15 protein-coding genes and 1 tRNA gene are annotated in these 17,525 nt (G+C 62.4%); 6 read left to right on the top strand and 10 right to left on the bottom strand.

The window, feature by feature from the left end; genetic code table 11:
* Positions 1–14: 14 nt before the first annotated feature.
* Positions 15–2,336: an FdhF/YdeP family oxidoreductase gene (locus ACX80O_RS02495; protein ID WP_459332416.1), complete on the bottom strand. Its 2,322-nt coding sequence runs from the start codon at positions 2,334–2,336 to the stop codon at positions 15–17.
* A gap of 64 nt (positions 2,337–2,400) precedes the next feature.
* On the opposite strand from ACX80O_RS02495, the gene fdhD reads away from it, so the two are divergent.
* Both fdhD and ACX80O_RS02485 read left to right on the top strand, forming a co-directional pair.
* The gene (gene fdhD / locus ACX80O_RS02490) at positions 2,401–3,240 is read left to right on the top strand and encodes a formate dehydrogenase accessory sulfurtransferase FdhD (RefSeq protein ID WP_459332415.1); all 840 of its coding nucleotides are present in this window, start codon (positions 2,401–2,403) and stop codon (positions 3,238–3,240) included.
* Positions 3,241–3,269: 29 nt separating this feature from the next.
* On the top strand, positions 3,270–4,307 hold the full coding sequence (locus ACX80O_RS02485; RefSeq protein WP_459305304.1) for an LLM class flavin-dependent oxidoreductase: 1,038 nt from the start codon (positions 3,270–3,272) through the stop codon (positions 4,305–4,307).
* A gap of 176 nt (positions 4,308–4,483) precedes the next feature.
* Here ACX80O_RS02485 and ACX80O_RS02480 read toward each other — a convergent pair whose 3' ends face one another.
* Genes ACX80O_RS02480 through ACX80O_RS02465 form a run of 4 tightly spaced genes read right to left on the bottom strand, consistent with a single transcriptional unit; the run spans position 4,484 to position 7,685 of the window.
* Positions 4,484–5,338, bottom strand: coding sequence for a DUF1684 domain-containing protein (locus ACX80O_RS02480; protein ID WP_459332414.1), 855 nt, complete (start codon positions 5,336–5,338; stop codon positions 4,484–4,486).
* A gap of 34 nt (positions 5,339–5,372) precedes the next feature.
* Positions 5,373–6,164: an amino acid ABC transporter ATP-binding protein gene (locus tag ACX80O_RS02475; RefSeq protein WP_459305302.1), complete on the bottom strand. Its 792-nt coding sequence runs from the start codon at positions 6,162–6,164 to the stop codon at positions 5,373–5,375.
* Complete coding sequence (locus tag ACX80O_RS02470) at positions 6,151–6,810, bottom strand: amino acid ABC transporter permease (protein WP_459332443.1); 660 nt, start codon at positions 6,808–6,810, stop codon at positions 6,151–6,153. Before ACX80O_RS02470 ends, ACX80O_RS02475 begins: the two co-directional genes overlap by 14 nt.
* Before the next feature lie 47 nt (positions 6,811–6,857).
* Positions 6,858–7,685, bottom strand: coding sequence for an amino acid ABC transporter substrate-binding protein (locus tag ACX80O_RS02465; RefSeq protein ID WP_459305301.1), 828 nt, complete (start codon positions 7,683–7,685; stop codon positions 6,858–6,860).
* Between the two features lie 216 nt (positions 7,686–7,901).
* Between ACX80O_RS02465 and ACX80O_RS02460 the strand changes: the two genes are divergently transcribed.
* Entirely contained in the window at positions 7,902–9,785 is a 1,884-nt protein-coding gene (locus tag ACX80O_RS02460) for an ABC transporter ATP-binding protein (protein ID WP_459332413.1), read from the top strand.
* 24 nt (positions 9,786–9,809) lie between these two features.
* On the opposite strand, the gene yczE is transcribed toward ACX80O_RS02460, so the two are convergent.
* Together yczE and ACX80O_RS02450 are read right to left on the bottom strand one after the other, a co-directional pair.
* Positions 9,810–10,439 carry a membrane protein YczE gene (gene yczE / locus ACX80O_RS02455; protein ID WP_459305299.1) on the bottom strand — a complete coding sequence of 210 codons (630 nt, stop codon included), beginning with the start codon at positions 10,437–10,439 and terminating at the stop codon, positions 9,810–9,812.
* An 11-nt stretch (positions 10,440–10,450) separates the two neighbouring features.
* Positions 10,451–10,942 (bottom strand): DUF6314 family protein, encoded by a 492-nt coding sequence (locus tag ACX80O_RS02450; RefSeq protein ID WP_459332412.1) that lies wholly within the window; start codon positions 10,940–10,942, stop codon positions 10,451–10,453.
* 1,127 nt (positions 10,943–12,069) lie between these two features.
* Between ACX80O_RS02450 and ACX80O_RS02445 the strand changes: the two genes are divergently transcribed.
* The gene (locus ACX80O_RS02445) at positions 12,070–12,588 is read left to right on the top strand and encodes a tyrosine-type recombinase/integrase (protein ID WP_459332411.1); all 519 of its coding nucleotides are present in this window, start codon (positions 12,070–12,072) and stop codon (positions 12,586–12,588) included.
* A 1-nt stretch (position 12,589) separates the two neighbouring features.
* Here the strand turns inward: ACX80O_RS02445 and ACX80O_RS02440 are convergent.
* Positions 12,590–12,661, bottom strand: a tRNA-Arg gene (locus tag ACX80O_RS02440).
* A gap of 514 nt (positions 12,662–13,175) precedes the next feature.
* On the opposite strand from ACX80O_RS02440, the gene ACX80O_RS02435 reads away from it, so the two are divergent.
* Together ACX80O_RS02435 and ACX80O_RS02430 are read left to right on the top strand one after the other, a co-directional pair.
* Positions 13,176–14,036, top strand: coding sequence for a hypothetical protein (locus ACX80O_RS02435; RefSeq protein ID WP_459332410.1), 861 nt, complete (start codon positions 13,176–13,178; stop codon positions 14,034–14,036).
* 11 nt (positions 14,037–14,047) lie between these two features.
* Positions 14,048–16,717 carry an ATP-binding protein gene (locus ACX80O_RS02430; RefSeq protein WP_459332409.1) on the top strand — a complete coding sequence of 890 codons (2,670 nt, stop codon included), beginning with the start codon at positions 14,048–14,050 and terminating at the stop codon, positions 16,715–16,717.
* Between the two features lie 35 nt (positions 16,718–16,752).
* On the opposite strand, the gene ACX80O_RS02425 is transcribed toward ACX80O_RS02430, so the two are convergent.
* Both ACX80O_RS02425 and ACX80O_RS02420 read right to left on the bottom strand, forming a co-directional pair.
* On the bottom strand, positions 16,753–17,037 hold the full coding sequence (locus ACX80O_RS02425; protein WP_459332408.1) for a hypothetical protein: 285 nt from the start codon (positions 17,035–17,037) through the stop codon (positions 16,753–16,755).
* Positions 17,038–17,220: 183 nt separating this feature from the next.
* Positions 17,221–17,523, bottom strand: coding sequence for a hypothetical protein (locus ACX80O_RS02420; RefSeq protein WP_459332407.1), 303 nt, complete (start codon positions 17,521–17,523; stop codon positions 17,221–17,223).
* Between the last annotated feature and the right edge of the window lie 2 nt (positions 17,524–17,525).

Below are 17,525 nucleotides of genomic sequence, written 5' to 3'. Positions count from 1 at the left end.
AGATCGTGTTTAGCTCAGGCGATCTTTTCGAGCCGGATGATGACCGACTTGGAGGTCGGCGTTCCGCTGACGTCGGCTGTTGAATCCAACGGCACCAGGACGTTGGTTTCCGGGTAATACGCGGCGGCGCAGCCCCGCGGTGTGGGGTAGGTGACGGCCCTGAAGTTCTCGGCCCGCCGTTCCACACCATCGGAGAACTGAGACACCAGATGCACTATTTCCCCTTCCGCGATCCCGGCGGCGGCCAGGTCGTCCTCGTGGACCAGTACCACTCGTCGTCCGCCGTGGATGCCGCGGTAACGGTCGTCCTTGCCGTAGATGGTGGTGTTGTACTGGTCGTGCGACCGCAGGGTCTGCAGCAGGAGCCTGCCCTCAGGGACCTTGGGGTACTCGAGGGTGTTGCCGGTGAATACTGCCTTGCCTGACGGAGTGGTGAACATCCTGCCGTCGCGGGGACCATTCGGCAGCACAAATCCGCCGGTTTCGATCCGCGTGTTGTAGTTCTCGAAACCCGGGATGACTACTTCGATGTGGTTCCGGATCACCGAGTAGTCGGCCTGCGCCGCGACCCAGTCGAGCTGGGGGGCGTTGTCGCGGAACGGGCTTTCGGGTCGGGCGAACAACCGGTCACCGAGCTCGCACACGATCGAGATCTCCGAGCGCACGTCTGGTCCGGGGGGACGGAGCCGCCCCCGGGACGCATGCACCGCGCTCATCGAATCCTCGACCGTGACACGCTGGTCACCGCTCGCCTGGGTGTCCCTATCCGTCCGGCCCAGGGCCGGGAGGATCAGGGCACGGCGGCCGGTGATCAGGTGGGAACGGTTCATCTTCGTTGACACCTGGACCGTGAGGCGAGTGTTGCGGAGCGCCTTATCGGTGACGTCGGAGTCGGGGGTGGCTCGCACAAAGTTGCCGCCCATCGCCATGAAGACCTTAGCGCCGCCGTCGCGCATGGATCGGATGGCTGCAACGACATCGACGCCGTGCTTACGTGGCGAGGCGAAGTTGAAGTGGGAGTCCAGCGAGTCGTGGAAGCCGTCGGGCATGCGCTCGAAGATGCCCATGGTGCGGTCGCCCTGCACGTTGGAGTGGCCGCGCACCGGACAGACGCCGGCACCCGGCTTGCCGATGTTGCCCTGCAGCAGCAGGACGTTGACCACATCGCGCAGCGTCTTCACGGAGTGCTTGTGCTGGGTCAGGCCCATCGCCCAGCAGACCACGGTGCCGGGGGAGGCGATCATCCGGTCGCCCACCGAGGTGATCTGCGACTTGGGGATCCCGCTGGCTTCGACAATCTCGTCCCAGGAGACGTCCCGAAGTTCCTGCAGGTATTCCTCCAGGCCGGTGGTGTGTTCCTTGATGAACTGGTGGTCGAAGACCGTCCCGGTCTTTTCCTCCTGCTCCAGCAGATGCTTGCCGAGGCCCTGGAAGAGTGCCTGGTCCCCGCCGAGGCGGATCTGCAGGAAGTCGTCGGCCAACTGGGTGCCGCCGCCGAACTTGGTGCCAAGAATTCCGGAGATCTTTTGCGGGTTCTCGAAGCGCAGCAGCCCCGCTTCGGGCAGCGGGTTGATCGCGACGATCTGGCCGCCGTTCTTTTTGGCCTTCTCCAGCGAGGTGAGCATCCGGGGGTGATTGGTGCCCGGGTTTTGGCCGGCAACCAGGATCAGCGGGGCCTTGTCGACATCCTCAAGGGACACCGTCCCCTTGCCGATGCCGATGGTTTGGGTCAGAGCGGAGCCGGAGGACTCGTGGCACATGTTGGAGCAGTCAGGGAGGTTGTTGGTGCCGATACCGCGCACCATCAACTGGTACAGGAACGCTGCTTCGTTGGAGGTTCGTCCCGAGGTGTAGAACACTGCCTCGTTGGGGCTATCGAGTGCGGCGAGCTCCTCGACGATGATGTCGTATGCCGTGTCCCAGGACACTGGACGGTAATGGGTGCCGCCTTCATCGAGGAGCATCGGGTGGGTAATGCGACCCTGCTGGCCGAGCCAGTACTCGTCACGCTCGTTGAGTTCTTCGATTGAGTGCTTTTCGAAGAACGACGGCGTCACGGTGCGGCGGGTCGCTTCTTCGGCGACAGCCTTGGCGCCGTTTTCGCAGAACTCTGCAGTGTGTCGTTTGTCACCTTCGGGCCAGGCGCAGCCCATGCAGTCGAAACCTTCGGTCTGGTTGACTGACAGTAGCGTCTGCACGCTGCGCACCGGACCCATCTGATCCAGCGAAATTTTCAGAGAGTTGAGGACGGCGGGAAGACCCACCGCCTGCCTTTTCGGCTTGCCGACCTTAATTTCGGCTTCGTTGATTCCATCCTTGGGCGCACGAGTCGCCATTGCCATCACATCCTCGGGTCAGAAGTCCACTAGTCTCATCCTAGGACAAGGGTAGGAGTACAGATTGAAAAAGCGCGTAAGTCAGCGCCGCCAAATCACCAGATTCCGTGTTGGCGCACCGGAAAATGGGATCAGCCGTCGTGAGGATATTCTTGCCGGCGAGGAACCGTTGGAGATCCGATTGAGTTCCCGGTCCTTTTCAGTGACCATGCGCACCCCCGGGGATGACTTCGACTTGGTGGCTGGTTTCCTGGTGTCCGAGGGCATCATCTGGGAGCCCGGACAGCTGGTCAGCCTGCGGTACTGCGCGGGAGTGGATGACGCAGGGCAACAGACGTTCAACGTGGTGGAGTCCCAGCTCAGGCCCGATGTGGTGCTGCCGGATACCGCGATGGAACGTCACGTGTACACGTCAAGTTCCTGCGGGATCTGCGGCACAGCCTCAATCGATGCGGTGCGCAAGTCCTCCCGCTTTGACGTGCACGACGACGACGCCCAGGTTTCGCTTCCGGCGCTCGCCGGGTTGCCCGACCGGCTGCGCGAGTCGCAAAAACTGTTCGACTCGACCGGTGGCGTGCACGCGGCGGGACTGTTCACCCGGGACGGCGAATTGTTATGCCTTCGTGAGGACGTGGGCCGCCATAACGCCGTCGACAAGGTGGTGGGCTGGGCCCTGCGCGAAGGAATGCTGCCTTTGAAGGGGACCATCCTGCAGGTGTCGGGTCGCGCTTCGTTTGAACTGGTGCAGAAGGCTCAGCTCGCGGGGATCCCCGTGCTGTCGGCGGTCAGCGCGCCGTCGTCGTTGGCTGCCGACCTCGCCGAAGACACTGGCATCACCCTGGTGGGGTTCAGCCGCGGCACCTCACTGAACTGCTACACGCACCCGCAGCGGATCGCCGCCTAGACCAACCGACGTCAGGGGTTGCACGCACTATGGAACTTGGCATCTACAGCTTCGGCGACCTCCACCCCAACCCGGTGACGGGGGAACGGGTCTCGCCGCAGCAGCGGCTGGCCGACCTGCTGGAGCGGGCCCGGCTCGCCGATCAGGTGGGGCTTGACTATTTTGGGATCGGCGAGCATCACCGGTCCGACTACGCTGTCTCGTCGGTGGTGCCGGTACTCGCGGCCGCAGCGGCGCAGACCAGCACCATCCACCTCGGTTCAGCCGTCACCGTCCTGAGCACTGAGGACCCGGTGCGGGTCTACCAGCAGTTCGCTACCCTTGACCTGCTCTCGGGTGGGCGGGCCGAGCTGACCGCCGGGCGGGGATCCTTCATCGAGTCCTATCCCCTGTTCGGGGCCGAGCTCGGCGACTACGAGGAGCTGTACGAAGAGAAGATCCGGCTGCTGCTGCAGCTCGACGCTGCCGAACGCATCACCTGGAGTGGCAAGTTCCGTGCGGCGCTGGATGATGCCCTGATCCTGCCGCGGCCCGCCTCGGGGCACCTGGATATCTGGATCGCTACCGGTGGGACGCCGGCGTCATCGGTGCGCGCCGCACGGCTGGGCACACCGGTGATCTTTGCGTTGCTCGGCGGAACGGTGGGGAACTTCGCCCAGCACGCACAGCTGTACCGCCAGACGGCCGCCGACGCCGGGCATGACCCCGCAACCCTGAAGGTGGGACTCAGCGGCGTCGGACTGGTGTTGAGGAAGGACGCGCAATCCACTTTCAAGCCGTACTGGCTGGACACGATGAAGCGGATCTCCTCGGAACGAGGCTTTCCGACGCCCAGCGAAATCACCTACAACATGCAGGCCGCACGTTCGGGGGCCGTTTTTGTGGGGAACCCCGAGGAAGTAGCGGAGAAGATCGTACTGGCCCACTCCCAGATGCGCCACGACCGGCACATCCTGCAGCTGGACTGGTCTTCCGTGCCCCAGGCCCAGGTGCTGGAAGCGATCGAACTTCTGGGCACCGAGGTGCTGCCGCTGGTACGCCGCGAGCTGGGCGCGACCGCGGCCTGACGGGACAATACAGTTAGCCCGCTTCGCTCTGGACCCGCAGGGTCAACCCGGTGAGCGGCATGGACCCATGGGGTCAACCTGGAGATCCGGGGTGGGAATGTCGGCCACCTGGGTCCAGCGTCCCCACCGGAGAGGGGTGGCGCCGGGCTGGTGCCACGGCGGCGGCGGCGGGCTAGCTAGGTGAGGGTCGGCGGCGGGCTAGCTAGGTGGGGAGGCCTAACTGGCTTCCGCTCCCCGGCTTCGACCGGGACGCTGATCTGGTTTCCAGCAGGTGGCATGGGGCAGGTACCAAACGGGGTAAACGCGCTCGGGTAGTTCAACGAGCGGTTGAAGTCGAGGGTGACCAGACCGCCCGGCCGCACCTGATCGGTGATGAGGAAGCGCCACCGGGCGGTGGTACGCCCATTCGTCTCGTCGTGGAATGCCACTTTCAGTGCGCCATCGCGCTGTTGCTCTACCACGAGGGTCTGGGCGACACCGCCGAGGGTAAACGAGACCGATCCGGCCGCCTGAATCACGTCGGGGACCGCGGGGTGGGCGGTCCGGATCGGCATCTCACGGGGCGTCGGGTAGGGCAGGTACCTGCCCTCAACGACGGCGCCGGGACTGTACCCGTAGACCGGCACGCCGTCGAACCCGGTAAATGTGGGAGCTGTGTTGTCACGCGTGCGCACCACGTAGCGGTCGCCGCGGACTGCGAGTTCGACGACGGTGTCCTGATATCGCACCCAGTTCTCGGACGCGCCGTCGTTCAGGACCAGCGTGAGGGGGCCGGTGACGGGCAGGCCGGTACGAACCGCGGTCAGTCCATCACCTGCCTGGGCAGTGAGGGTGGCTCCGGGACCGAAGCCAGGCTCGCTGGCGCTCCAGAGCCCGGGCACCAAGTCCAAAGCTGACGGCACCGCCGGGAGCCACTGCAACGAGGTGAGGGTCAGCCAGCCATGCCCCGCGGCCAGGGAAGCGTCCCGGCGCTCGCGGAAGCTGCGCCACTGCTGGACATCCTCCTGCTGGGCGGCGGTGAGCTGGGACATACTCGATCTCCTGACGGGGACGGCGATGAATGGATCAGAACGGGTGGAGGAGCCGCTGGACGAACCGTTGGGTCCGCTCCTCGTTGGGTGCCCGCAGCACGGTGTCGGGGTGGCCACGTTCGATCACCACGCCCCCGTCCATGAAAACCACCTCATCGGCGACCTCCCGGGCGAAGGCCAGCTCATGGGTGACGATCACCATGGTCCATTGTTCGTCGGCGAGTTCCTTGATGACACCCAGGACTTCACCCACTAGCTCCGGATCGAGCGCCGAGGTGGGTTCGTCAAAGAGTAGCAGCGCGGGCTTCAACGCCAGGGCGCGCACGATACCCACCCGTTGCTGTTGTCCACCCGAGAGCTCGAACGGGTACTGGTCTTTCTTGTCGGCCAGTCCCACCCGTGCCAGCAGCGACTCGGCGTCCCGGATGGCGTCGGCCCGGCGGGTCTTCTTCACCTGTACCGGTCCCTCGATCACATTCTCCAGAACGGTCATGTGGGGAAACAGGTTGTAGTGCTGAAAGACCATGGCGCTTTGGTCCCGTAGCGCCGACAGGTCCTTCGTCTTGACCGGGCGGCCGAAGTTCAAGGACGGGCCACCGGAGATCGAGACGACACCGCCGTCGGGAGTCTCAAGCCCATTAAGACACCTCAGCACAGTGGTTTTGCCGGAGCCGGACGGGCCGATCAGGGCTGTCACTTGTCCGGGTCGGACGGCGAGGTCAATCGATTTCAGCACTACGTTTTCGCCGAAGGCTTTGCTCAGGCCCGTCACGGTGAGCAAGTTGCCTTGCTGCCCGGCGGCGCTGGTGGGTTCAGTGTGCGACATAGCGATCCAACCTCTTCTCCAGATAGGACTGCCCGCTGGAAAGGACGAGGCAGAACACCCAGTAGACCAGCGCGGCCTCCAGATACAACATCATGAATTGCTGGCTGAACGCGGCGATCTCCTCCGCCTGCCTGAACAGCTCGGTCACCAGGATCAGGGACGCGAGGGAGGTGTCCTTCACCAGGCTGATAAAGGTGTTGGACAGCGGCGGTACCGAGACGCGGGCGGCCTGGGGCAGGATGATGCGGCGCATCGTGCGGGCGCGTGACATCCCGATGGTGTGCCCCGCCTCCCACTGGCCTTTGGGTACCGACAGGATCGCGGCGCGGATAATCTCGGCCGCATAGCCCGCCACATTCAGGGAGAACGCGATGATGGCGCTGGGCCAGGGAGGGATCACCACGCCGATTGACGGCAGGCCGTAGAAGATGACGAACAGCTGCACCAACAGGGGAGTACCCCTGATGATCGACACGTACGTCCTGGCCACTCCCGACGCGAACCGGTTGCTGCTCAATCGCATCAGGGCGATCAGCAGCGCCAGGAGCAGGCCGAGGACAAACGACGCCAGGGACAGTGGGATGGTGCCCGTCAGCCCAGCCAGGACCAGCGGGCCGAGCGAATCCCAGAACAGTGTCCAGTCGATAGTGTTCCTCCGTGTACTTAGCCGGTGCTATTCGGTGCTAGCCGGTGCTATTCGGTGACGTTGGACCCGAAGTACTTCTCCGAGATCTCGGCAAGCGTACCGTCTGCGCGCAGGGAGGCGAGCGCCTCATCTACGGCGGCAATCAGGTCGTCGCTGCCCTTGGTGAAGGCGAAGGCGCTCAGCGATTCCTCATCGGTCTCGGCGGCAATCTTGATCGCATCGGTGGGGTTGGTCTGCTGGTAGTCCAGGTAGGTCAGCGTGTCGTTGATGGTGGCGTCGACCCGTCCCTGCTCCAGGAGTGCAACCGACTGCGCCCACCCTTCGACTGCCTCAATCTCGGCGCCGCTTTCCTGCGCCAGCGTGTGCCAGTTGCTGGTCAGCGACTGGGCGGTGGTCTTCCCCTCAAGGTCCTCGAAGGAGGCGATGTCGGTGTTGTCGGCGGTGGTCACGATGACACCGGTGCTGACCGTGTAAGGGTCGGAGAAGTCATAGGTTTCCAGGCGCTCATCGGTGATTGACACCTGGTTGGCGATGACGTCGAACCGGCCGGCATCGAGTCCGGCGAAGATGGCGTCCCACTGGGTTTCCTCGAACTGAGCCTCAACACCGAGTTCCTCGGCGACGGCAGTGATGACCTCAACGTCGAACCCGGTCAGATCGCCGGCGCCGCCCTCATGGAAGGTGAAGGGACGGTAGGTGCCCTCGGTGCCGACGGTGATGACTCCCGCGTCCTGGATCTCCTGGAGCGTGGTGGATCCGGCGGACGCGCTGTCGTCCGCGGACCCGTCGGAAGACGCTTCCCCGCCACCGCAGGCGGCCAGGGAGAGGGTGAGAGCGGTGGCTGCGCCAAGGATTGAAAGACGACGGGTGTTCATTGCTGGGTCCTTAATGACTGGGGGGTGCTGGGAGGTCTCCTGCCGTTCTATCGCGCCAGGTTGGGCTGGCACAAAGCGGGCAGCCACATAGTGCAACAAAGCCCTCAGCGAAATTAGTTCCGGAGACCCGTGTGATCCGGCCAACCCCGGTTCTCCCGGCCCGTGCGGGGCTCTTTGCGGGCATAAGCTGAAGACCTGAGCAATGGAGGCTAGTACATGAGCATGGAAGGCGCTGCCTGGAATTCCCTTTACCGGATTTCCACCGCCAAGGACAGCAACAACAAATTCTCGAGGGAAACGCTCAAGCGGATCCTCGCGTTCGCTGAGCCCTACCGGACCAAACTGATCTTCTTCATCGCGCTGTCGGTGGTGTCGGCCTTCCTTGCCGTCGCGACACCGGTCCTTGCCGGGCAGGTGGTCAACGAGATTATCGCGGGCACAGGCCTCCAGACGGTGGTGTGGCTCGCCGTCGTCATTGCGCTGGTGGCGGTCGCCGACGCGGTGGTGGGTATGGCCACCCGCTGGTATTCCTCCCGCATCGGTGAGGGGGTCATCCTTGACCTGCGCACCAGGGTGTTCGACCATGTGCAGAAAATGCCCATCGCATTTTTCACCCGCACCCGGACGGGCGCCCTGGTCAGCAGGCTGAACAACGATGTGATCGGCGCCCAGCAAGCCTTTAGCGGCACCCTTTCCGGCGTGGTCAGCAACGTCGTGGCGCTGGCACTGACGCTGGTCGTCATGCTGACGACGTCGGTGCTGGTCACAGTGCTGGCCATCGTGATGCTGCCGGTCTTCCTGCTCCCGGCCCGGCGGATGGGGAACCGCCTCGCCGCCCTGCGCCGCGAAGCCGCCGACCACAACTCAGCCATGAGCACGCAGATGACCGAGCGCTTCTCGGCCCCCGGCGCCACCCTGGTAAAACTGTTCGGCCGCCCGCAGGAGGAGTCGCACGAGTTCGCTGTGCGCGCCGCGAGGGTCCGCGATATCGGCGTGCGCATGGCCATGCTGCAATGGGTGTTCGTGACCGCTCTGATGCTGGTGTCGGCGCTGGCCCTCGCCCTGGTGTACGGACTGGGTGGCGCGTTGGCTCTGAACGGGGCCCTGAATACCGGCGAAGTGGTGACCCTCGCGCTGCTGCTGACCCGCCTGTACGCACCGTTGACCAACCTGGCGAACGCCCGCGTGGAGATCATGAGCGCGCTGGTGAGCTTCGAACGGGTTTTCGAGGTCCTCGACCTTGACCCGCTGATCAAGGAAAAGCCGCAGGCCGATACCATCCCCGACGGGCCGGTGTCGGTGGAGTTCGACGACGTCCGGTTCGCTTATCCTTCGGCGGACAAGGTCTCGCTTGCCTCCCTGGAGGAGGTTGCCACCCTCGATACCCGCGGTGGTGAAGAGGTGCTGCACGGGGTGTCGTTCCGGGTGGAGCCGGGGCAGACAATCGCCCTCGTGGGGTCATCCGGTGCTGGGAAGTCGACGATCGCCCAGCTGTTGGCGCGACTGTATGACGTCGACAGCGGAGCGGTCCGTTTGGCCGGCACCGATGTGCGGGATGTGACGTTCGAGTCGCTCAGGCACACCATGGGAATGGTCACCCAGGATGGTCACCTCTTCCATGAAACCATCCGTTCCAACCTGTTGCTGGCCCGGCCCGAAGCGACAGTGGACGAGATGTGGGATGCCATCCGGCGGGCCCGGCTGGAGCAGCTGATCCGGTCGCTCCCCGATCAGCTGGACACAATGGTCGGAGAGCGGGGCTACCGGCTCTCCGGCGGTGAACGCCAGCGGATGACCATTGCCCGGCTCCTGCTCGCCCAGCCGCGGGTGGTCATCCTCGACGAGGCGACGGCGGCCCTCGATTCAACGTCCGAGGCCGCGGTTCAGGCGGCACTGAGTGAAGCTCTTGAGGGTCGCACGGCAATCGTGATCGCGCACCGGCTGTCCACCATCCGCACCGCCGACCAGATCCTGGTGATCGAGGACGGCCAGATTGCCGAGCGAGGCAATCACGAGGAACTGCTGGACCGTGGCGGACGGTATGCGGAACTGCACCGCACCCAGTTTGCTGTCCGGAAGAACGTGGCTCCTGGACTCTAGGTCGCCGGGATGGGTGGGCGCCGCTTAGGTGGCCGGGGCCGCGTCGCCTGCCGAGCCTCGCGGCCGGGGGTCCGGAATATGGAGCAGCGGCAACGCCGCGTTGACCATCGGCCCAATCAGGAGGGCAAACGCGACGGTTCCGACGCCGACCGTGCCGCCGAGGACCCACCCGATGGTGAGCACAGTGAGCTCGATCAGGGTGCGAACCTTCCAGATCTTCCACCCCCACTTCCGGTGGATGCCGGTCATCAGTCCGTCCCGCGGGCCGGGGCCCATCCGCGCCCCGATGTAGAGCCCGGTCGCCAGTGCCAACAGGGTGAGGCCACCGGCAAAAAAGAGGATCTGCGCCCACAGTTCGGTGGGCACCGGGAGTACGGCCAGACCCACCTCGGCGCTGGGCCCCACCAGGGCCACGTTGAGGACGGTTCCGACGCCGGGCTTCTGCCGGATGGGAATCCACAGCAGAAGCACGAGTAGGCCGATGATATTGGTGGCGACGCCGAAGGGGAGGCCTGTTTGTAGCGCGGTGCCCTGCCCGAGCACGTCCCACGGCGAGACGCCGATTCCGGCCTTGATCATCATGGCAATGGCGAAGCCATAGCAGAACAGGCCAATCAGCAGTTGGGGGATGCGCCGGAGGAACAAATGGGTCATAGGGCCAGACATTACGCCTGCGTGGCGCTTCCCGACGACTCGGTTTCGGTGACCCGGCGGAGCCGGGTCACCAACCTGAGATCCTTCTGCGGTCCGCTGACCCACCAGGTGTAGTGCCAGCTGTCCGCGTCAACCAGCACAAAGTGCCCACGATAGACATCGGGCGCGCACTGGTGCACCGGCGAATCCTTCCCGGTGGTGAGGTCGAGGCCGTGGAAGTAGCGGCCATCCGGGAAAAACACCTCAGCTGAAGGTGCAGATCCTGCTGCCCGCCAGAGCAATTCCCGGGTCGCCGGAGCGGGGGAGGACCCGGCCCAGACCAGGGTGCCCCGTTCCCGGTGGAGGAGGGCGCCGTCGTCGTCGGGCGTGAACGACGCAGTGCCACTGAAGGTGCCTGCCAGGCCGGAGGACAGATCCTGCAAGGTGCGGTCCACCGTCCATGCACCGCCGAGGTAGCCGAGAAGCGGGACGGGGTTAAGGCGGTACGGTGCAAATTTGGTCATCGGCCACCCGTCGCGTTGGTGCCCCTGGCCGGAATCGAACCGACGACCTTCCCTTTACAAGCAGGACACAGGTGCAAACTGCACCGTCATCCCACTCTATCCAGCTGCGCCTGGTGAGCTCGGCTTGGTCGCAGCGTGAGCTCGCTGGCAGCCTGCGAGCGCAGCGTGGAGATCTACACCTGTCGTCATAGCGCGATGGCCGTCCGGATTGTCGGCGGCGGTACTCAGTACCGCGCCTACTGCGAACCGTGCGACCTCGGACTGAACTGGTTCGCAGACGATGACGGACGGGGATCTGCCGAGGGTTACGCCGAACGGCACAGGTGCTCAGCATGAGCGCGAGTCGAACCACCTAGACCACACGAAAAAGCCCGCCGGAAGCTTGCAACAACCGGCGGGCGAGGCAATCACCTGCAGTACCAGGCTTCACGATTGCACTTCCCCCAGTTTACGGGAGAGGACCCTTGGAAGCCAGGCCAGCAGGAGACAGCCTCAGCGCGTCTCACAGCCCCTCTCCGCGCGAAACCAGCAGGGGCACGGTCACAACCCTCCTGAACCCGCAGAACCGTCTGCGGGAGGTCCCGGCAGTACACCTGGGCCCAAGGCCACAGCCAGACACGCCTCCTCAGAGTGGCGGGTCTCTTGATCGTGGGCAAATGCTTTTGAGCGGGGTCGGGGTCAGCGGGAGTTTGGGGAAGGGGATACCTCAGAGAGATCTCCCCGATAGGGGCCCTAATGGTTACGTCCCTGCAGGTCAGCCCGATAACGATCCGCTACCGGATGGCACGGGTAAGCCGGATCTGCGCTTAGTGTCAGATTCCATGGGACAAGAAACAGACACCACTCTCGCCCAGTGGAAACACTGGCAATCCGCACAAGGTCTCTCACGCCGAACGATCGAAGACCGCGAGTACTTCATCCGGCACTTCCTCATGACCTCGGGAGCTGAACCGAAGGAGATCCAGCCCCACCAGATCATCGGATACCTAGCCCGGCCAGGGATACGGCAAGCTACCCGAGCCACCTATCACAAGCACCTCAGGGCCTACTCACGCTGGCTCGTCCGAACCGAGCAACGAGTAGATGACCCAACTCTGAAGACGCCGGCCCCGCGGCCGCCGAAAGGCGTGCCCCGCCCCGTTACCCACGGAGACCTCCGCCTGATCCTCGAAGCAGCGCAGCGGCGGAACTGCCGCATGATGATTCTGCTCGGCTCGCTGCAAGGACTTCGTGTTCACGAGATCGCCAAGATCCAAGGGCAGGATGTCGACCTTCACAACCGGACACTCGTGGTCAATGGGAAAGGTGGGAAGATCGCCTACCTACCCCTGCACCAGACGGTCGTGCTGTTTGCCAGCAGCTTTCCCCTGCGAGGCTATTGGTTCCCATCGGCCGACGACCCAGCACGAAGCGTGGCTGCCAACTCAGTCAGCCGAGCAATCAAGCGGGCCATGCAACGAGCGGACGTCCTCGGTACACCTCACCAGCTGCGGCACTACTTTGGATCGACCCTCGTCCAGAACGGCGTGGATCTCAGGACGGTGCAGGAGCTGCTGCGGCACGAGTCGCTGGCAACTACGCAGATATACACTCTCGTGACCGACGCCGCCAGGCGGCAGGCGATGGATACGCTACAAGTGGCCTGAGTGCCCCCGCCGGGAATCGAACCCGGATCTGCCCTTTAGGAGAGGGCTGTCTTATCCGTTGGACTACAGAGGCGAACAACCGAGTCTAACTTAATCCGGGATAGGCCAGAGGTATTAGCTATCGATGAACGCGAAAGCGATAGGACCGCAAGTACTCGCGAACACGCCTCCATTACTTTGACCTGGGTCACCTCACGCTGAGAGGATGTGACGATGAACGGCCTCTAGAGCACTCCTGCTCGCGCCGACATGTATGAACCAAAGGAATCCTCATGGGCGCAAGGACGATCCACCCGTTCCCAGCTAGAATGGCGCCAGACATTGCCCTTGATCACCTTGATGCGATGTCGGGTGACGCAGCTCTAAACGTTCTAGATCCAATGTGTGGGTCGGGGACCGTCCTAGCCGCAGCTGCCAGCCGAGGACATATAGTCCGGGGGTTTGATGTCGACCCTCTGGCTGTTCTTATGAGCTCGGTGGCAACGCGAACGGTAGACACGGATGATCTAGCCGCAGAAGCTCAGCGGGTATGTGATCGGGCGCGCGATTCAGCGTTCAGTGAGCCTCGCTGGGATGACCCAGAGACCGTGAAGTTTGCAGAGTTTTGGTTTGCGGCGAATCAAAGGACCCAACTCAACCGGCTAGCGCGCGAACTGGACGCCGTCACCGACGCAGCCATTCGTGAAGCGCTCCAGATCGCTTTGAGCCGGATCATCATCACGAAGTCACCAAAGGCGTCGCTCGCCGCGGACACTTCTCACAGTAGGCCCCATCGTGTAGCAACAGAGTCTGACTACGACGTTTACCGGGGGTTTGAAGGTTCTGTCGCAAGCCTCAAGAAGCTGCTCGACCAGCGGGTTCTCACGGGTAGCGTCGAGGTAATCAGAGGGGACGCGCGGTCACTCACGCTGCCTTCCGCATCTATAGATCTAGTCATCACGTCTCCGCCGTATCTCAACGCGATCGACTACCTCCGCGGGCATAAGATGTCGCTGATTTGGTTAGGGCACACGATCGCCGAGCTACGAAAGATTCGGTCGAACAGCATTGGAGCCGAACGGGCGTTGGACGGGGACGCGCTAAAGCAGGTGAACAACATGATCGAATTCATCAAAGATTCAGTGGATGAGCCTGATCACCTCCCCCTCGCGACGATCACCCGCTATGCGCATGATCTTGCTCGCTTCTCTCAAGAATTGAGTCGCGTATGTAAGAAGGGCGCTGAGGTGATAACCGTGATTGGGAATTCCACTCTCCGGGGGAACTATATCCAAAACGACGTGCTCGTTCGCTTGGCCTACGAAGCAGCCGGTTTTGAACGACAAGCTCGCATCGAACGTGAGTTGCCGGAGAACCGCCGGTATCTTCCCGTCCGTACCCGCGATCAATCATCGTCAATGGCTAAGAGGATGCGCTCTGAAGTCGTGCTCACCGTTGTGAAGAAGTAGAGGTTAGCTCCGTGAACACTGTCAAAAATGATGATCAGGTTATCGAGCCGGTCGTTGTCTCTACCCCATCCGTTGAGGCTAGTGGGGGGAACACGGTAGAGATCACAAGCCTTGTCCCAAGCGATGAGCATGTGGGAGAGATTCCTGTAAAGATTTCGTATGGCATCATCGAGCGTTTCTCGGAAGGGCTTTATAGCTCGCCCAATAAGACGTTCGAAGAGTTGATCACGAACTCTTACGACGCTGGGGCTCGGGAGGTTTGGGTCTACCTTTCGTCGGACCTCTCAGCGAACGGTGCAACGCTTTTAGTGATTGATGATGGTGAAAGCATGACGCTTGAGGGGCTGGCGGATTTATGGAAGATCGGTGAGTCTAGGAAGCGCAGCAACACTCCTCCTCCGGGACGCAGTAAACCTGTCGGTAAATTCGGAATTGGAAAGCTTGCCACCTACGTCTTGGCTAAGCAACTCACCTATATTGTCCACAGAGACGGTGAGTACCTTGCGGTCACAATGGACTACGGTCGCGTCGCGCATACCGCGGAGCTGATGGACGGCGTCAACCTTTCGCTTGATGTGGTCCGACTGACAAAGCAACAAGCCTTGGATGCGGTCGAGCAATCGCTCGCGGGTACTGCCGTGGCGCAGACATCGAAGGTGCTCGAGGCGCTTCCCAATTTAGAGCATTGGACTGCTGCGCTGCTCTCGAACCTTAAGCCGACGGCGAGAGACATCAAATTGGGACGCCTCCGCTGGGTCCTTCGCAGTGCGCTTCCTTTGAACCCCGAATTCCAGCTGTGGATGAACGACGACGAAGTGAAGTCGTCAAAAGTCGACGGTGAAGAGCTCTGGTCGTTCCTCGCGGGCAAACAGGACAACACACTTCCAAAGAGTGCCGAACGTCCTTGGGGGCCTGGGGAGGGGATCGAAGTCGAGGTATTGGAGTCTGGCAAGACCGTTAAGGTTCCCGCTATCCGCCTTCCAAATGCGGGCATAGTTCGGGGGCAGGCAACTCTCTACAGGCAGCCACTCGCGCGCGGGCGTAGCGAAGACATGGCGCGAAGTCATGGCTTCTTCGTTCGGGTTCGTGGAAGGCTCATTAATCTGTACGAAGCTGATTTCTCTGTCGGACCCGAACTCCGACACGGCACACTTACCCGATTCAGGATGGAAGTCGACGCGGATGATCTCGATGACCAGGTTGCGAGCGCCCGCGAAAACTTGAAAGAGTCAAAGCCCCTGCAGGAGCTGAAGAACTATCTCCTCGCCGTCTTCAATAAGGCTCGCGCTGTCTCAACGGAGCAGGATGACGGAGACGTTATCTCAAACATTGCGAAGAACGGCCGCCTCGCAAAGCCAAGTACCGCGCTAAGTCAGGGTCCGCTGCGGCGGATGCTTCAGCGAGCCGTATCGGGTGAGATCGCAGTCGCTCACAGTTTGGGACTGAGTGATAAGGGTGTAGGGGACGCGGAGAAAATCCTTGCAGATGGTGGTGACGTAATCGACAGCGTGCTCCTCGAGGAGCACGATTCGGCCGAGCCGATGGCTGTGTACGACCCCGTCCGTCGGGCCGTCATCCTTAATCAAACCCACCCATTCGTAAACAATTATATTGGCGGAAAGACGGTTTCTGAGCCGCTCAAGCTCCTAGGTCTAAGTGAAATTCTTACTCAGGCGTACTTGCTCGATGAGAACATTTCCCCTGAAATTATCGAGCGAGTAATGCGTAGACGCGACGCATTCTTACGTGAGCTCACCCTTCGCTTCCCACGTTCTGCTCCGATCATCGCTCAGCGTCTCCGCGATGCAACGAACGATGAGAACGCCTTGGAAGACGCGGTTGGCGACGCCCTCGAACTCCTCGGATTTTCGGTTATTCGTCTCGGAGGCGCACAGCACGGGGCGGACGGCATTGCAACCGCGCGCCTGGGACGCCGGGGGGACGTAAGTTCATCCTACGCATTTACATATGATGCCAAGTCCACGAAAGACTCTGTCCGCGAAGTGCTATCAGAGAATTCGGATGTTGCGATCGCAACCAAGACTCCAGGGAGAATTAGGGCTGACACGGCGCGCACATCGGTGCTTCGCGTGCACCGCGAGAAGGCATCTGCGCGGCATGGTCTCGAAGTCGTGCCCTCCTTTACTCTGCTGATAGCCCCCGATTTTCAGGGCGCGCTCGATGCTGAAGGATTGATCAACGACGTATGTGCCAACGATGAGATAACAGCAATTCGAGTAGACGATCTGGCTAGGCTTGTTGAGTTGTTTGCGCTTCAGGGTCTCAACCCGGCTGATCTTCGTCCTTTATTCGACACGCGAAGCCCCGAAGCTACTCGCGCGTGGGTAAATGCGCAGTCAACCGAAGCCCGTATTCCACGTCCACCGGTCGCGGTCTTGGTCGAGACCTTGGTCGAAAACAGCGAGAAGAAGGCGCCCATTGTCTTCGAGAGCCTCGCGGCCTTCTTGGCCACGAAGAATCACGATATGTCTGTGTCGGAGATCGAGTCTCTCGTGCGCGGCCTCGCTGCTCTCGCGCCAAAGTCTGTGTATACGGACGGCAGATACGTAGCACTTAATGCGAGTCCTGCTGCTCTGTACGCTGAAATACGAGAATCGCTCGATGTATTTGATCCTGAGCTCGTCGCGGAGTACCTCGATACCGTCCCGAGTGCGGTTTGATGATCGCTGTCCTCGGTTGCATGTGGGCGCTACCTCTACTCCAACTGCCTGCGGCTGACCTGCCCTAGCGTTATCCAGGCAAAGCGCGCAAGGCTGTTCTCGACCCATTGGATGTGGACAGAAGTATCTGTCCACGCCACGGCGAACGCCTTCTCTGTCTTGGAGCTGCCGTCCGGGTAGTTGAGCTCGACCCATAGTGGCATCGTCTTGTTGGTGGTGTGCACAACGGCGGGATCCGGCACCTCCACCTGCAAGGGTGGCCGCCAGTTCCGCGCCCCGGGAGCCATGCCCCACGCGTCGCCGTGGAATCCGTGTGTCATGCTGACGAGGGTACTCGCCGGCGGCGACGATTAGGGCTAGACAATAATTCCAAGCGCGCCGTATCCTTGAGAATGCAAGGCCCCGAAAGCAGAGTGTGCACGCTCCGCAGAGGGGCCTTCGGGCTTAACGCAAAGAAAGCCCCCGCCATCCGTGAGGACAGCGGGGGCTTCTTCGTAATCGGGTCAGGCGCGGTGTATTCCGTCGCCGTCCGGAATGGTTTCGCCCTGAACGACGTCGGGTTTGGGTGCGGCGGCGAGGAACGGGAGGAACCGTTCGAGGAAGTGGTTCACCCCGGGTATGGCCATGATCCGGGTTATGGCGCCGCAGATGCCCAAAGCGATCGCAGCATAGCCGGTGGCGCCTTCCGGGTTGCCCATGGTGATGGCTGTGAAGATCGGCGGGCCGAGGACCGCGCCAGCGACGATCGCGGCGAACATGGTGCGGGCGGTGGCCCGCCAGGGGTGATCCTGTTGGGTGATGGCCATGG

The sequence above is a fragment of the Arthrobacter glycogeni genome, from assembly GCF_054511155.1.
Note: the sequence above shows the minus strand (reverse complement) of the source record. Positions and strands in the feature narration are given on the sequence as shown.

Excerpts from the sequence above, each read along its gene's own strand:
- ACX80O_RS02485 (WP_459305304.1), top strand. The coding sequence starts at position 3,270 with ATGGAACTTGGCATCTACAGCTTCGGCGACCTCCACCCCAACCCGGTG.
- ACX80O_RS02480 (WP_459332414.1), bottom strand. The coding sequence starts at position 5,338 with ATGTCCCAGCTCACCGCCGCCCAGCAGGAGGATGTCCAGCAGTGGCGC.
- yczE (WP_459305299.1), bottom strand. The coding sequence starts at position 10,439 with ATGACCCATTTGTTCCTCCGGCGCATCCCCCAACTGCTGATTGGCCTG.
- ACX80O_RS02450 (WP_459332412.1), bottom strand. The coding sequence starts at position 10,942 with ATGACCAAATTTGCACCGTACCGCCTTAACCCCGTCCCGCTTCTCGGC.
- ACX80O_RS02460 (WP_459332413.1), top strand. The coding sequence starts at position 7,902 with ATGAGCATGGAAGGCGCTGCCTGGAATTCCCTTTACCGGATTTCCACC.
- ACX80O_RS02495 (WP_459332416.1), bottom strand. The coding sequence starts at position 2,336 with ATGGCGACTCGTGCGCCCAAGGATGGAATCAACGAAGCCGAAATTAAG.
- ACX80O_RS02425 (WP_459332408.1), bottom strand. The coding sequence starts at position 17,037 with ATGACACACGGATTCCACGGCGACGCGTGGGGCATGGCTCCCGGGGCG.
- ACX80O_RS02465 (WP_459305301.1), bottom strand. The coding sequence starts at position 7,685 with ATGAACACCCGTCGTCTTTCAATCCTTGGCGCAGCCACCGCTCTCACC.
- ACX80O_RS02475 (WP_459305302.1), bottom strand. The coding sequence starts at position 6,164 with ATGTCGCACACTGAACCCACCAGCGCCGCCGGGCAGCAAGGCAACTTG.
- ACX80O_RS02420 (WP_459332407.1), bottom strand. The coding sequence starts at position 17,523 with ATGGCCATCACCCAACAGGATCACCCCTGGCGGGCCACCGCCCGCACC.